11 protein-coding genes are annotated in these 13,868 nt (G+C 54.2%); all 11 read left to right on the forward strand.

Annotated elements, in window-relative coordinates:
• Positions 1–3 precede the first annotated feature (3 nt).
• Genes WC184_09630 through WC184_09680 form a run of 11 tightly spaced genes read left to right on the forward strand, consistent with a single transcriptional unit; the run spans position 4 to position 13,807 of the window.
• On the forward strand, positions 4–1,326 hold the full coding sequence (locus WC184_09630) for an NADH-quinone oxidoreductase subunit D (GenBank protein MFA7478136.1): 1,323 nt from the start codon (positions 4–6) through the stop codon (positions 1,324–1,326).
• On the forward strand, positions 1,326–1,955 hold the full coding sequence (locus tag WC184_09635) for an NAD(P)H-dependent oxidoreductase subunit E (GenBank protein ID MFA7478137.1): 630 nt from the start codon (positions 1,326–1,328) through the stop codon (positions 1,953–1,955). The genes WC184_09630 and WC184_09635 overlap by 1 nt, the downstream gene beginning before the upstream one ends.
• The gene (nuoF, locus tag WC184_09640) at positions 1,952–3,385 is read left to right on the forward strand and encodes an NADH-quinone oxidoreductase subunit NuoF (protein ID MFA7478138.1); all 1,434 of its coding nucleotides are present in this window, start codon (positions 1,952–1,954) and stop codon (positions 3,383–3,385) included. The genes WC184_09635 and nuoF overlap by 4 nt, the downstream gene beginning before the upstream one ends.
• Complete coding sequence (gene nuoG / locus WC184_09645) at positions 3,382–6,069, forward strand: NADH-quinone oxidoreductase subunit NuoG (GenBank protein ID MFA7478139.1); 2,688 nt, start codon at positions 3,382–3,384, stop codon at positions 6,067–6,069. Before nuoF ends, nuoG begins: the two co-directional genes overlap by 4 nt.
• Positions 6,070–7,275, forward strand: a complete 1,206-nt coding sequence (gene nuoH, locus WC184_09650; protein ID MFA7478140.1) for an NADH-quinone oxidoreductase subunit NuoH — start codon at positions 6,070–6,072, stop codon at positions 7,273–7,275. It abuts the gene before it with no gap.
• Complete coding sequence (gene nuoI / locus WC184_09655; protein ID MFA7478141.1) at positions 7,275–7,889, forward strand: NADH-quinone oxidoreductase subunit NuoI; 615 nt, start codon at positions 7,275–7,277, stop codon at positions 7,887–7,889. Before nuoH ends, nuoI begins: the two co-directional genes overlap by 1 nt.
• 7 nt (positions 7,890–7,896) lie before the next feature.
• Positions 7,897–8,442, forward strand: coding sequence for an NADH-quinone oxidoreductase subunit J (locus WC184_09660; protein MFA7478142.1), 546 nt, complete (start codon positions 7,897–7,899; stop codon positions 8,440–8,442).
• Positions 8,442–8,747: an NADH-quinone oxidoreductase subunit NuoK gene (nuoK, locus tag WC184_09665; protein ID MFA7478143.1), complete on the forward strand. Its 306-nt coding sequence runs from the start codon at positions 8,442–8,444 to the stop codon at positions 8,745–8,747. The genes WC184_09660 and nuoK overlap by 1 nt, the downstream gene beginning before the upstream one ends.
• Positions 8,748–8,756: 9 nt before the next feature.
• Positions 8,757–10,661, forward strand: a complete 1,905-nt coding sequence (gene nuoL / locus WC184_09670; protein MFA7478144.1) for an NADH-quinone oxidoreductase subunit L — start codon at positions 8,757–8,759, stop codon at positions 10,659–10,661.
• Complete coding sequence (locus tag WC184_09675) at positions 10,662–12,248, forward strand: NADH-quinone oxidoreductase subunit M (protein MFA7478145.1); 1,587 nt, start codon at positions 10,662–10,664, stop codon at positions 12,246–12,248.
• Positions 12,245–13,807, forward strand: coding sequence for an NADH-quinone oxidoreductase subunit N (locus WC184_09680; protein ID MFA7478146.1), 1,563 nt, complete (start codon positions 12,245–12,247; stop codon positions 13,805–13,807). Before WC184_09675 ends, WC184_09680 begins: the two co-directional genes overlap by 4 nt.
• Positions 13,808–13,868 lie beyond the last annotated feature (61 nt).

The raw sequence follows: 13,868 nt of genomic DNA on the forward strand, positions 1-13,868 counted from the left end.
CTCATGAGCACGAACACCACCATTCAAAGCACGGATGTTAACGGTGCTGCCGAATTAGCGCAGCGACGAACAGCTGCTATTAAGAAGCTCTGGGATTCCGGCGCTGTGTTGCGGATGTCGGAAGCAGAAGCACAGGCCTACCAGCTTGAGAATGTTGCCGACGATGACACCATGATTTTGAACATGGGTCCACAACACCCCAGTACCCACGGTGTGTTGCGCCTCATGATTGAACTCCGAGGTGAGCAGGTTCTGCGCACCAAGCCGGTAATTGGCTATCTGCATACCGGTATGGAAAAGACGGGCGAAGACCTCACCTACGTGCAGGGTTCCACCAACGTCACTCGTATGGATTACGCCGGTCCCATGTTCAACGAGCTGGCATTTTCGATGGCGACGGAAAAGCTTCTGGGTGTAGAAATTCCAGCCCGAGCTACTTGGATTCGTATGCTCATGACCGAGCTCAACCGAATGGCCTCCCATCTGTTGTTCATGGCCACCAACGGTATGGACTTGGGTGCCGTTTCTATGATGCTTTATGGCTGGCGCGAGCGCGAAGAGGTCTTGCGTTTCTTCGAGCTAGTAACAGGCCTTCGAATGAACCACGCCTACATTCGACCTGGTGGGGTGGCGGCCGATCTTCCCGACGGTTGGCGCAGCGAAGTGTTGCGTTTGCTCGAATTAATTCCACCGCGTCTCGACGAATACGACACGCTCCTCACCGGTCAGCCAATTTGGCGAAATCGTTTACAAGGTGTGGGCGTTATCAGTACCGAAGAAGCCTTGGCGCTGGGTACTACCGGACCGCTGCTGCGTTCCACTGGTTACGCCTGGGATCTTCGTCGCGACGAACCATACCTCGATTATGAGTCCATCGATTTCGATGTCATCGTTGGTACCCATGGCGACTCGTTTGATCGTTACGCGATTCGTTTAGCTGAAATTCGCGAGTCGATTCGTATCGTTCACCAGGTACTCGAAGGCATGCCCAAAGGTGATTATCGAGTCCAAGATAAAAAGGTGACTCCGCCGCCGCGAGCCCGCATCGATGAATCAATGGAAGCTTTGATTCACCACTTCAAAATCTTTACAGAGGGCTTCAAAGTTCCGGAAGGCGAAGCATACGCTGCTGTAGAATCCCCTCGTGGTGAGCTGGGCTGTTACATAGTTTCAGACGGCTCGGCTAAACCAATGCGCATGCACATTCGTGAACCATCGTTTGTGAATTTGCAGACTATTCCGCACCTCATGAAGGACCGTTTCATCGCTGATGCGGTCGCTATTATTTCATCTGTTGACCCCATCCTCGGGGGAGTTGATCGTTAATGGCCCGACTCTCAGACGCCAACTTGGTTACGGCACGTGAAATCCTCTCCCGTTACCCACGTAAGAAATCAGCCCTAATTCCGCTGCTGCATCTGGCGCAGGAACAAGATGGCTACGTCACCGAAGATGCTATGAAGCACCTAGCCGAGTTGGTTGAGGTAACGCCAGCACAAGTGTTAGGTACCGCTTCGTTCTATGAAATGTTCAAGTTCGAACCAGTTGGTCGGTACGTGGTCAACATTTGCGACACTATGTCTTGTGCGTTGATGGGTGCCGAGAAGCTGATCGAACATGCTGAAACTAAACTTGGCATTCGCTCCGGCGGTACTACGCCCGACGGGCAAATCACCATCGAACGTGCTGCCTGCCAGGCGGCCTGCAATCTAGCTCCTACCCTGCAAGTCAACTACCGCTATCGGTACCACGTCAGTGTGGAAGAACTAGATCAGCTACTAGACGATTTGGCCGCGGGACGTTTGAGCGACGAGTTCCCCGACCATGGGACTTTGGCCCAACACCGCCAACATATCCCGGCTGAACGAGCGGTAGGGCCCCTAGCCCCCGAGCTTGATAGCCAGCCACAAAGCTGGATGGCCGTTAATGAAACCACCGAGGAAGGTGCGCAGTGACGGCTTCTCTAGGCACCTATTCACACATTCCAGGTTTCTTTGCTGGCGACCGCCCCAAGGTCGTCACTGGCCGTTTTGAATACGAAGATTCCCATACCCTTACTCGGTTCGAAGCCACCGAAGGCTACGCCGCGTTACGGAAAGCCTTAGCCATGACACCGGCAGCGGTGCACGACGAAATTCGTAACGCCACCGTGCTAGGTCGAGGTGGGGCTGGCTTCCCCGCTGGTGTGAAGTGGGGCCTCATGCCCGAGGGTGTATACCCGCGATACATCGTGGTTAACGGCGACGAATCCGAGCCCGGCACCGCCAAAGACCGCCTGTTGCTGCAACACGATCCGCATCAGCTCATTGAAGGATGCCTGATCGCGGCGTACGCCATAGGCGCTTCACGGGTTTTCCTATACATCCGCGGAGAAATGGCGCTGGCCCAAGAACGGGTCGCCACGGCCTTAAACGAGGCCTATGACGCTGGCTACATCGGCAAGAACATCTTGGGCACCGATTTCTCTGTCGACATTGTGTTGCACTGGGGTGCTGGTGCCTACGTGGTGGGTGAAGAAACCGCCCTATTGGAAAGTTTGGAAGGCAACCGTGGCGAACCTCGGCTGAAGCCACCATTCTTCCCGGCCGCCATCGGTCTTTATGGTAAACCTACCATTGTCAACAACGTCGAAACCCTTTCAAACCTGCCCTGGATCATTCGAAACGGTGCTGAGGCCTACACCGCCATTGGTACTGAAACCTCGCCAGGTACTCGCATGATCGCAATTTCCGGTCACGTGAAACGCCCCGGTGTTTTCGAAATCATCAACGGCAGTACCACTTTCCGAGAAGTCCTTTACGGCGAAGACTTCGCCCAAGGAATTCGCGACGGCCATGAACTCAAGACCTTTGTCCCTGGTGGCGGGTCGGCACCCTGGTTCTTGCCCGAGCACCTCGACATGCCCTTTGAATCGCGACCAGTTGGAGCAGCTGGTTCGATGTTGGGCTCGGCCGGCATCATGGTCATGGACGAAACCACTGAAATCCCAGCGGCTTCACTGACCTTGGTGCGGTTTTATGCCTACGAGTCTTGTGGTCAGTGCACGCCGTGTCGAGAGGGTGCGACCTGGTTGGAGCGGATCCTCACCCGTATCGTCAACGGTCAAGGCACTCGCAAAGACCTGAAAATGCTTTTCGAAGTGGGTGGAACAATCTGCCCTGGCGATTTTCCTCATGCTTCGAGTGAACGTCTTGGGCTCACCGCCACTCCTTTCCCCTTCAAGATGACCACCATTTGTTTTGTTGGTCCGTCGGCTTATACCGCTATCCACTCGGCACTCACTTTGTTCCCTGATGAGTTTGAGGCACTGGTGGCGGCGAACGGAGATGGTCCGGAGCCAACCCTCAACAGTATTCCTGTCAGCATCGTTGGAGTTCGGGCATGACCGACATGGTTAACATTACGATCAATGGCAAAGCAGTTGAAGTAGCCGCTGGAACACAACTCATTGATGCCTGCGAGCAAAACGGGACGTATATTCCACGTTTTTGTTACCACCCCCGCATGACCCCGGTAGGTAAGTGTCGCCAGTGCATTGTTGAAGTAGACACTGGCCGTGGCATGGCCCTAATGCCGTCTTGCATGTTCCCAGTTTCTGAGGGCATGGTGGTCGACACCGAAAGCGAACTTTCTCGCCAAGTGCAAGAAGGAATGCTTGAGCACTTCCTAATCAACCACCCTCTCGATTGCCCCGACTGCGACCAGGGTGGGGAATGCCCGCTGCAAGACCAGGCTTATTCACACGGTCCTGGCGAAAGCCGTTTCGTGGAAGAAAAGCGGCACTTCGAAAAGCCAATTTCGATCAGTCCGCTGGTGGAAAACGACCGTGAACGTTGCATCTATTGCGATCGTTGTACCCGTTTCGCTGATGAAGTTGCTGGTGACGCCTTCATCCATTTCATGAGCCGGGCCAACTTCACCGAAATCAACATCTTCCCCGATGAACCCTTCGCCTCATACTTTTCAGGCAACACCGTGCAAATTTGCCCAGTTGGGGCGCTGACGGCCACGCCTTACCGGTTCAAGGCCCGACCTTGGGATATTGCCAAAGAAGAATCAACGTGCCAGACATGCTCGGTTGGCTGCCGGGTGAGTGTGCACACTTCCCGCGACAACATTTTACGTCTCGAAGGTGTCGATTCTGACCCTGTGAACTGGGGTTGGCTCTGTGATAAGGGCCGTTTCAACTACGAAAACATTTCCCATGAAGACCGTTTGCGTACTCCACTGGTGCGCGACCGCTCAGGCAATTTCGTGGCGGCGCGTTGGGCCGAAGCCCTAGACGAGGCGGCCACCGCTATTAGTGAGGCTATTTCTAAGTCTGGGCCAGCCAGCATTGGGGTGATCGGCGGTAGTCGTCTCACCAACGAAGATGCCTACGCTTGGGCCAAGCTCGCCAAAAGCGTAATTGGCACCGACAACGTCGACGCGCAACTTGGTGACGGCCTGCCCGCCGAGGTGGTGCTAGGCCTACCTCGCGCCACTATCGATGAGGCGTGCCTCCCCGGGGGTACCATTTTGGTGTTGGGCCCTGACGCCAAAGAAACGTTGCCAGTTCTTTACATCCGCTTACGTCACGCTCTCACCAACGATGGTGCTCGCCTGATTGAAATTACGCCGACTGATACTGGTTTGACCGAGTTGGCAACAGCTTCGGTGCATCCAATTCCCGGGCACACCGCCGAAGTGGTTCGTGCCATTCTCGAAGGCCGAAGCGACAGTGACGTCGCTGGGGTGTCCCGCGAAGAAATTGCCCGTGTTGGTGAGTTAATTCGAAACGGCGGGCCGGTGACTGTTGTTTATGGTCGTGGTTCTGTGGCCGAAGCCGCTGGCGTTACCACCGAAGCGGTGAGCCTCCTGCACGAGGCGCTGCCCGAAGCTCGCTTCTTGCCCGGATTGTGGCGCTCAAACGTGTTTGGCGCTCTCGATATGGGTTTGGCTCCAGGTGTGCTACCTGGTCGAGTTCGTCTCGAGGATGGCAAAGACTGGATAAGCCAAACTTGGCACAACGTTCCTGCTTCCCCTGGTCTCGACACCACTGGAATACTGAACGCCGCTGCGGAAGGCCGCATCGACACGCTTGTTCTTCTAGGTGCCGATCCGTTGGCTGATTTCCCGGACGCCGATTTAGCGGCTCGGGCCATGGCCGGGGCGCGCACCATCATCTCGCTCGACCGTTTCCTTACTGAATCGACCGCCAAAGCTGACATAGTGTTACCAGCGGCCGGTTTCGGTGAGGTCGATGGCACCACCACTAATCTCGAGGGCCGTGTTAGCCGGGTGGCCCAACGAGTGGCGGCCCCCGGAAGTGCTCAAAGCGACTGGGTAGTTGCGGCCGAGTTGGCCTTTAAACTCGGTGCCGATCTTGGTTTCGAGTCTTCCGAAGAGATTTGGGATGAGATCATTAGCGTTTCGCCAGTTCATGCTGGCCTAAGCGCAGAAATGCTGGCTGAAGCGGCCAATAGCGACGGTGTGGTGGTACCACTTCCACAGGTCGTAGAAACTGTCGTAACACCGACTGACGAAACTGATTCAGCAGATACCGATTCCATTGACGTCGGCGACGCTGAGGCCCTAGAAGCCGCGAGCGAAGAAGGTTCACCTACCGCTCAGACCACCGAAGCTGATGCCGAGGAGACAGACGAGGCCGATGAGACCGGCGATGCCCGGGTTCTGTCGGAAGAAGCGACGAAGCCAGCTCTCATAGCCCTTAGCGGACCGGTGCCATCGCTTAGCCCACAACCAATTGATGCCTACGCGCTTCGGCTGGTGACGGTGAAGAAGATGTACGATCAGGGCACATTAACGGCTCACTCACATTCCCTTGCCGGTCTGTTGCCTGGAGCGCAACTGCGACTTTACCCAGCAGATTTCGACAAGCTGGGGGTTGTGGATGGTGCTCAAGTACGCCTCCGTTCCGAGGTTGGCAGTATTGTGGTGTCGGTCACTTCCGAAACCACTGTTCCCCGAGGTCGAGCTGTGCTGTTGCTAAACCAGCCTGGAGATCGAGCCACTACCTTGATCAGCTCGAATTCTGTGGCCACCGATGTACGAGTAGAGGTCTTGTAAGTGTTTGGTGATCCACTGCTGGCGGGTGATATTGGCCTAGCCGAAGTACTAATAGTGCTGTTCAAAGCCGCTATTACCTTTGGCATAATGCTTGGTTCGGTCATTTTGATGATCTGGTTCGAGCGCAAAGTCATTGCCGACTTACAAAACCGGGTTGGTCCAAATCAGGCCGGTCCTTGGGGCTTACTACAAACCCTGGCCGACGGCATCAAGCTAATTTTCAAACAAGACTTGGTGCCCTCGAAAGCCGATCGCTTCATGTTCGCTTTGGCGCCGCTGCTGGCCATGGTGCCCGCCTTCATAAGCTTCGCCATTGTGCCACTCGGCGGTAATTTTCAAGATAAAGGTGGCGTGGTCAGCTGGTTTGGTCACGACACGTATTTCCAACTGGCCGATCCACCCATAGGCTTTTTGCTTCTCTTAGCCATGTCTTCGGTAGCCGTATACGGAACAATGCTGGCAGGTTGGTCGTCGGGTTCTAAATACCCGCTGCTATCGGGAATTAGAGCTACTGCTCAAGCAATTTCATATGAAGCGGCGTTGGCCCTCTCGTTGGTGTCGGTGCTGCTCATCTCTGGCAGTCTTTCCACCCACGACATTGTGGTCAAGCAAGCCGGTGAAGGTTTCCTAGGTTTCTTCCCCAATTGGAACATCATTGTCACCGGAATTGTGCCCTTTGTGGTCTTCCTGATTGCGGCCACGGCCGAACTCGGTCGTACCCCCTTCGACCTGATTGAAGCGGAACAAGAACTGACCGGCGGTTATAACACCGAATACAGCTCAATCCGGTTCGGACATTTCTATCTAGCTGAATACATGAACCTCATCACCATGTCTTCGATCATGGTGACCTTGTTCTTGGGCGGCCCGGCTGGTCCCATCTTTGGTCCCTCCATCTTGCACCCGGTTCTTCCGGTCGTTTGGTTCGTGCTGAAGGTCTTAATGTTCCTATTCGCCGCAGTGTGGGCCCGTGCTACCTTGCCTCGGTTGCGTTATGACCAACTAATGGACCTGGGTTGGAAAGCGCTCATACCCATCGCGTTAGGCTGGGTGCTTTTGCTGGCGGCGCTACAGGTTGGCAATGACCAAAATTGGAACATGGGTCTGGTGATGGTGGTGTCGCTTGGCGTGTTGTTCGTGGGAGCGTTCTTGTTGTTCAGCGCTTTGTCGGCCTCACGTCAGCCCGAGCTGGAGGAGGTTATCTAATGGGTGTCCTCGGTGGATTCGCCGTTACCTTTAAGAAGCTTTTTGAAGATCGTTCAACAACCCCATACCCCGAGCAGAAGCGCGAAAAAGCTCCGCGCACCCACGGCCGCCACGTATTAAATCGTTATGAAGACGGCATGGAAAAGTGCATCGGCTGTGAGCTGTGCGCTGGCGTTTGTCCGGCTCGTTGCATTTATGTTCGAGGGGCAGAAAACCCCATCGATGATCCTGTTTCGCCGGGCGAACGTTACGGCTATGTCTACGAGATCAACTATCTCCGCTGCATTCATTGCGACCTGTGCGTTGAAGCTTGCCCCACCGAAGCCATCACCGAATCAAAGCTTTTCGAATTCTCATTCACCAATCGTGATGACGCTATCTACACCAAGGCCGAACTGGTGGTTGACGACCAAGGCCTGCCTAAGCATTTGCCTTGGGAAGATTGGCGTCCTGGGGAAGAAGTGAATACCTCGGCTTGGATGCGGGCCACCTCACCTGGTGGTAGCGCCGATTATGTGGGCAAAGTGGCTTGGACCGCCGAGCTTGGCTTTGGCGTTCGAGCGCCTGAGGCCGGTCAGCGTGGCGAAGCTTCCGATACTGGTGGGGAGGCCTAGCTCTCGAATGGTAGAGGTTCTAGTTTTTGTTATCGGCGCAGCCATTGTTTTGGGTGGTGCTCTTGGTGTCTTGCTATTGCCCAGCACCAACCAAGCGGCACTGTCTTTGATCGCTACGTTGTTTGGCGTAGCAGTGCTCTTTGTGGCCCAAGAAGCTCATTTCTTGGCGGCTGTGCAAATCATTGTGTATGCCGGTGCCATTGTGGTGCTTTTCTTGTTCGTGATGATGCTCTTAGGTGTGAAAAGCAACGAAGATCTAAGCGTTGAGCCGCTACCGGGTCAGCGGATTGCCGCCTTGGTAGGCGGCGGTTTGTTCTTTTTGATGGTGCTCGCCGTGCTGGTTGTGGGCGGCACCGAACTAACTGGTTCGCTCGGAAATACCTTCCCCGACCTCACACAGTCTAATCTCGCTTCCTTGGGTAAAAACCTCTTCACCGAGCACATCTTTGCAGTTCAGGCCACTGCTATTTTGTTGACCGTGGCCGTAGTGGGCGCGGTGGTATTGGTAGGGCAGCACATGAATAGCAACAAGAAGCAGGAGGCCACTAAATAATGGCTGTAACCGGTACTTGGTATCTGGTGCTTTCGGCTGCCTTGTTCACAATTGGTGGCGTTGGATTACTCATTCGCCGTAACCCTCTGGTGATGTTTATGTGCGTAGAGCTGATGCTCAACGCCGTGAATCTTTCATTTGTCGCCTTTTCTCGAATGTTGGGAGACATAGGCGGACAGTCTGTTGTTTTCTTTGTGCTGGTGGTAGCCGCAGTTGAAGTAGTCGTGGGCCTTGCCATCATCGTGGCCATCATGCGGCGACAACCAGAAGTTACCGCTGACGACTTAGCGCTACTTAAAGGCTGATTGCGTAACATGCTCGATCTTGTTTGGCTGATACCGGCCTTTCCTTTGGCCGGATTTCTAACTCTTGTGCTTCTAGGACGGCGCTTGGGCGAACCTACAGCAGGTTGGTTGGCCACGGCCGCTATGTTTGGTTCCTTCATAACCACTGTGGTGGTGTTTCTCGGACTGGTTGATCTTCCGGGTGACGAACGTCTTTTCACACAGGCGCTGTTCGACTGGGTGCCCGCTGGCAACCTCAGCGTTAAGGCCGGTTTCCTGGTAGACCCGCTCTCCATCACTATGGCGCTTTTCGTGACCGGTGTGGCCTCGTTCATCCACCTGTATTCGGTGGGCTACATGCACGGCGATCGCGACTTTTCCAAGTTTTTCATTTATTTGAACCTGTTCGCGTTCTCCATGCTCATTTTGGTTTTGGGCGAGAACCTCTTGATGACTTTCCTCGGTTGGGAAGGCGTAGGTACCTGTTCATACCTGCTCATCTCGTTCTGGTTTGATAATGAGGCCAATGCCTCGGCCGGTAAGAAAGCGTTCGTGACCAACCGAATTGGTGACTGGGGCTTCTTGGTGGGCATGTTCCTCACCTTTGTCACGGTGGGATCACTTTCCTATGTCGATGTAATCGCCGCCGCCACTGCTGGCAATATCCTGGCAGTCACAGCTACCGGTATGGCGCTCATGCTCTTTGTCGGGGCCATCGGAAAATCTGCTCAGCTACCTCTCTTTGTTTGGCTCCCCGATGCCATGGCGGGGCCCACCCCCGTTTCAGCGCTAATCCACGCTGCCACCATGGTCACCGCTGGCCTCTATCTCTTCATCCGTATCAGCCCCGTGGTCGCAGCCAGCTACGGTTGGGTGCCCGATGTGATTGCATGGGTTGGGGTGTTGACGGCGCTGGTAGCTGCCACCATTGCCGTGTCACAAAATGACATAAAGAAGGTCTTGGCGTACTCCACTGTTAGCCAGTTGGGGTTCATGTTCTTCGCCATCGGCTCGGGTGCCTATGTGGCAGCTTTGTTCCACGTAATTACCCACGCTTTCTTCAAAGCACTTTTGTTCTTGGGTTCCGGGTCGGTCATCCACGGTATGAACGATGATCAAGACATGCGCCATATGGGCGGCCTGGCCAAGTTCATGCCCATTACCGCTGGCACCTTCATCGTCGGTTGGTTAGCCATTGCAGGTATTCCACCGTTTTCTGGCTTTTGGTCTAAAGACGAAATTTTGCTTTACGCCTACGGCAACTCGAAAGCAATTTGGCTTTTGGGGTCAATCGCAGCGCTTCTCACGGCCTTCTATATGAGCCGCCAGGTCTTTATGGTTTTCTTCGGCAAAGCACGCTGGGAAGGCGACACGGAAAACTTCCCGGAGGATTTCAAACCCCACGAATCACCTTGGACTATGACATTACCCTTGGTGGTCTTGGCGGTGGCCGCCCTGGCCGGTGGTGCATTAAATCTGCCCTTCACCCACAAACTGCACTTCCTCGGTAACTGGTTAGAGCCGTCGCTCTACGGTAACGAAGCCGTCTTAACCATGAGCACGGGAACGAAGCTGATGGTGGCTGGTATTTCCATTGTGTTAGCAGTGCTGGGCGTAGTGGTTGCCTATTTGGTTTATCTCAAAGAGCGCATTCCTGCTGAGCCGTTCGAACAAGACGCCTTTGCTAAAGGTTGGTGGATTGACTCGAGTATTACCGCCTTTGCTGGGGGACCGGGTCGGAAACTGTGGGAAGCGTTTGCATGGTTTGACCGCAACGTGATTGACGGGATTGTGAATGGCGTAGCGGCTGGCGTTCGTGCCGGTGGTAGCGCTATTCGAGTTGTACAGACTGGATTTGTTCGCACTTATGCGCTTGGAATTGGTGTGGGCGTCATCTTTGTCGGTGCTTGGTTGTTAACGAGGGCGAGCTTTTAGATGACATTAACTAGCACCTTAACGATGGCCTCATCGCAACCGTTTCCACTGCTGACGTCGCTCGTTGTTCTTCCCTTCATCGGAGCTGCGCTCATAGGGATTCTGCCCACCAAACGGGCCGAGTCAATGCGAATGGTGGCCCTAGCGACCTCAATCGCTACCGCCGCGGTAGCAGCCTTCATCCTGGCTGATTTCAACACCGCTGATGCCGGGTTCCAATACGTAACCAATCAGCCATGGGTAGAGTCACTCGGTATTTCATGGCACCTCGGTGTCGACGGAATTTCTCTGTTCCTGGTGGCCTTAACGGCGGTTATATTCCCCGTTTCCATTTTGGTAACAAAACCCGAACACGAATCGAAGGCTTACTATGCCTGGTTGATGTTGTTGTTGGCCGGTTCGATGGGAGTTTTCTTAGCCCTCGACCTGTTCATGTTCTTCATCTTCTTTGAGATTGTGCTGGTCCCCATGTACTTCCTCATCGGCAACTGGGGACACGGCGATCGAATTTACGCCGCCATGAAATTTTTCTTGTACACCATGGCCGGCTCGGCATTTCTATTGGTGGGAATTCTGACCACCGTTTTCTTGCATGCTCAAGCAACCGGCGGTGCCATTACTTTCGACCTGGTGGAAATCGCCACCTCACAGTCCATCGCTACTACTAGCGCCCGCTGGCTGTTCTTGGCTTTCTCGGTGGCTTTTGCGGTCAAGGTTCCACTCTTTCCGGTACACACTTGGCTGCCCGACGCTCACACCAATGCCCCAACCGCTGGTTCGGTAATTCTGGCGGCTTTGTTGCTGAAATTCGGTACCTACGGCTTTGTGCGTTTCGGTCTGTTCCTCTTCCCAGAAGCGGCCGTATATTTCGCACCAGTTTTTCTAACCTTGGGTGTAATCGGCATCTTGTATGGGGCGGTCGTAGCCACCATGCAAAAAGACCTAAAACGTCTTATTGCCTATTCTTCGATCGCTCACTTGGGTTTCATTGCCCTAGGTGTGTTTGCCCTTAACACCATTGGTATCGAGGGTGGCGTGCTACAGATGGTGAACCACGGGCTCTCAACGGGTGCCTTGTTTATCTTGGTGGGTTGGATCTATGAACGACGACATACCCGGATCATGGCCGAGTTGGGTGGTATCCAACGGGTTGCGCCAATCTTTGCTGGGGTATTTACCCTGGTTATGTTCTCATCGATTGGCGTTCCGGGTCTAAACGGTTTCATTGGCGAATACCTAGTGCTGATCGGTTCTTTTGCCTCAGCACGATGGTGGGCCGTGGCTGGTACCGCTGGTGTTATCATCGCAGCGGTTTATCTGCTGTGGGCATACCAACAGGTTTTTCATGGCACACCCAACGAAGAAAATGCCAAGTTTAAAGAACTGAGCTGGGCAGAAGGTCTAGCAATCTTGCCGTTGTTAGCTTTAATCGTATTCTTAGGCGTATACCCCAAACCGGTCCTTGAACGCATCGAACCCGCAGCTCGAGTGCTAGTGCAGCACATAGAAACAGAGGTGCCCCGATTTACCGCCAATGAGGGCGCAATTTTGAACACTTCTATTGCTAGCGCGGAGGTTACCAAATGATTGCAACATTGGTGAGCTCCACAGCTTTGTTCGCACAGTTGGGCGAAACTACGCCCATTGACACACCCGAGATCGAATGGTCGGCGCTCATGCCGATCTTGATTCTCGCCGCCGGCGGAATATTGTTGCTGACCCTCAGCTCGCTGGTGCGTTCCGTTCGTGAAACGCCTTCAGCCCATGCCGCTATAACCGTGATCATTGCTCTAGCCTCGGGTGCCTTTTGTGTGCCGCTTTGGCAGCGAGTGCAAGACCCAAGCCGCGGTCCGCTAACCGCGGTCGCCGGAGCGCTCGGAATCGACGGTTTCTCGGTGATGGCCACGGGGTTAATCGCAGTAACCGTGATTCTCACGGCCTTGCTGCTCGATGGCTATCTAAGGCGAGAAGGCCTAGATTCGGTCGAGTTCTACGCCTTGGTCTTATTAGCTGGCGCTGGCGGTGCCATCATGGCTTCTGCCAATGACCTGATCGTCATGTTCTTGGGTCTCGAAGCCTTGTCTATCGCTATCTATGTGCTTGCTGCCATGCACCATCGCCGGGCTGAATCGCAAGAAGCCGGGTTTAAGTACCTCATTGTGGGAGCGTTCTCCTCGGCGTTTTTCTTGTACGGAATCGCCATGGTTTACGGTGCTACTGGTACTACCAGCCTGGTAGGTATCGCCAGCTTCTTGGCGGCCAATGTGCTGTTGCGAAATGCCATGTTGCTGTTGGGTATGGCGCTCTTGCTGGTAGGTTTCGCCTTCAAAATTGCGGCCGTACCTTTTGGCGGTTGGGCCCCCGACGTCTATGAGGGTTCACCTACTCCCATTACCGCCTTTATGGCGGCGGCGGTCAAGGTGGGTGCCTTTGCGGGCATGATCAGGGTTTTCTATCTGGCACTCTCGGTACAAATCGATGATTGGCAACCGCTTATTTACGCTCTAGCGGTGTTGACCATGGTGGTGGGAGCGATTCTAGCTGTTGTGCAAACCAACGTTAAGCGCCTATTGGCCTATTCTTCTATCAGCCATGCTGGTTTTGTGCTGGTGGCCGTTTACACCGGAACCACGGTTGGCATGTCGGCCATGATGTTCTATTTGGCCGCCTACATCTTCATGGTGATTGGAAGCTTCGGCGTAGTGGGTTTGGTCTCACAACGTGGTGATGCCGCTCACAGCTTGGATGACTACAAAGGGCTATCTAAGAGCCGCCCCGGTATTGCGTTGGCTTTCACCGTCTTCTTGTTGGCCCAAGCCGGTGTGCCGTTTACGTCTGGTTTCTTTGGCAAGTTCTATGTCATCTCGGCTGCGGTAGATTCCAAGAACTACATTTTGGCCTTGGTGGCCATGCTGGCTTCGGTAATTGCCGCCGTGTTGTATTTGAAGATTATTGTTTCCATGTACCTGAGTGCCGATGACGATGGTGCCGCGGCCACAGCCAGCGGACCTACGGTGTCTATTCCGCTGACTTCAGCGACCGCAATCGGCATTGCTGTTATCGCAACTCTCGTACTTGGCGTCTTACCAAATATTTTAGTAGACCTAGCTAATGACGCTGTTCCAGTGCTGGTAGCGCTGTCATAATCGTCGTTCTGCTGTACCGCAACATCCGCAAAAACTAGGGACAAATGCATTGTTGTTTGTC

This window comes from Acidimicrobiia bacterium (assembly GCA_041676705.1).
Classification (GTDB): domain Bacteria; phylum Actinomycetota; class Acidimicrobiia; order Acidimicrobiales; family SKKL01; genus Actinomarinicola.

Coding starts and splice junctions, on each gene's coding strand:
- WC184_09630 (MFA7478136.1), top strand. CDS start 4: ATGAGCACGAACACCACCATTCAAAGCACGGATGTTAACGGTGCTGCC.
- WC184_09635 (MFA7478137.1), top strand. CDS start 1,326: ATGGCCCGACTCTCAGACGCCAACTTGGTTACGGCACGTGAAATCCTC.
- nuoG (MFA7478139.1), top strand. CDS start 3,382: ATGACCGACATGGTTAACATTACGATCAATGGCAAAGCAGTTGAAGTA.
- nuoI (MFA7478141.1), top strand. CDS start 7,275: ATGGGTGTCCTCGGTGGATTCGCCGTTACCTTTAAGAAGCTTTTTGAA.
- WC184_09660 (MFA7478142.1), top strand. CDS start 7,897: ATGGTAGAGGTTCTAGTTTTTGTTATCGGCGCAGCCATTGTTTTGGGT.
- nuoK (MFA7478143.1), top strand. CDS start 8,442: ATGGCTGTAACCGGTACTTGGTATCTGGTGCTTTCGGCTGCCTTGTTC.
- nuoL (MFA7478144.1), top strand. CDS start 8,757: ATGCTCGATCTTGTTTGGCTGATACCGGCCTTTCCTTTGGCCGGATTT.
- WC184_09675 (MFA7478145.1), top strand. CDS start 10,662: ATGACATTAACTAGCACCTTAACGATGGCCTCATCGCAACCGTTTCCA.
- WC184_09680 (MFA7478146.1), top strand. CDS start 12,245: ATGATTGCAACATTGGTGAGCTCCACAGCTTTGTTCGCACAGTTGGGC.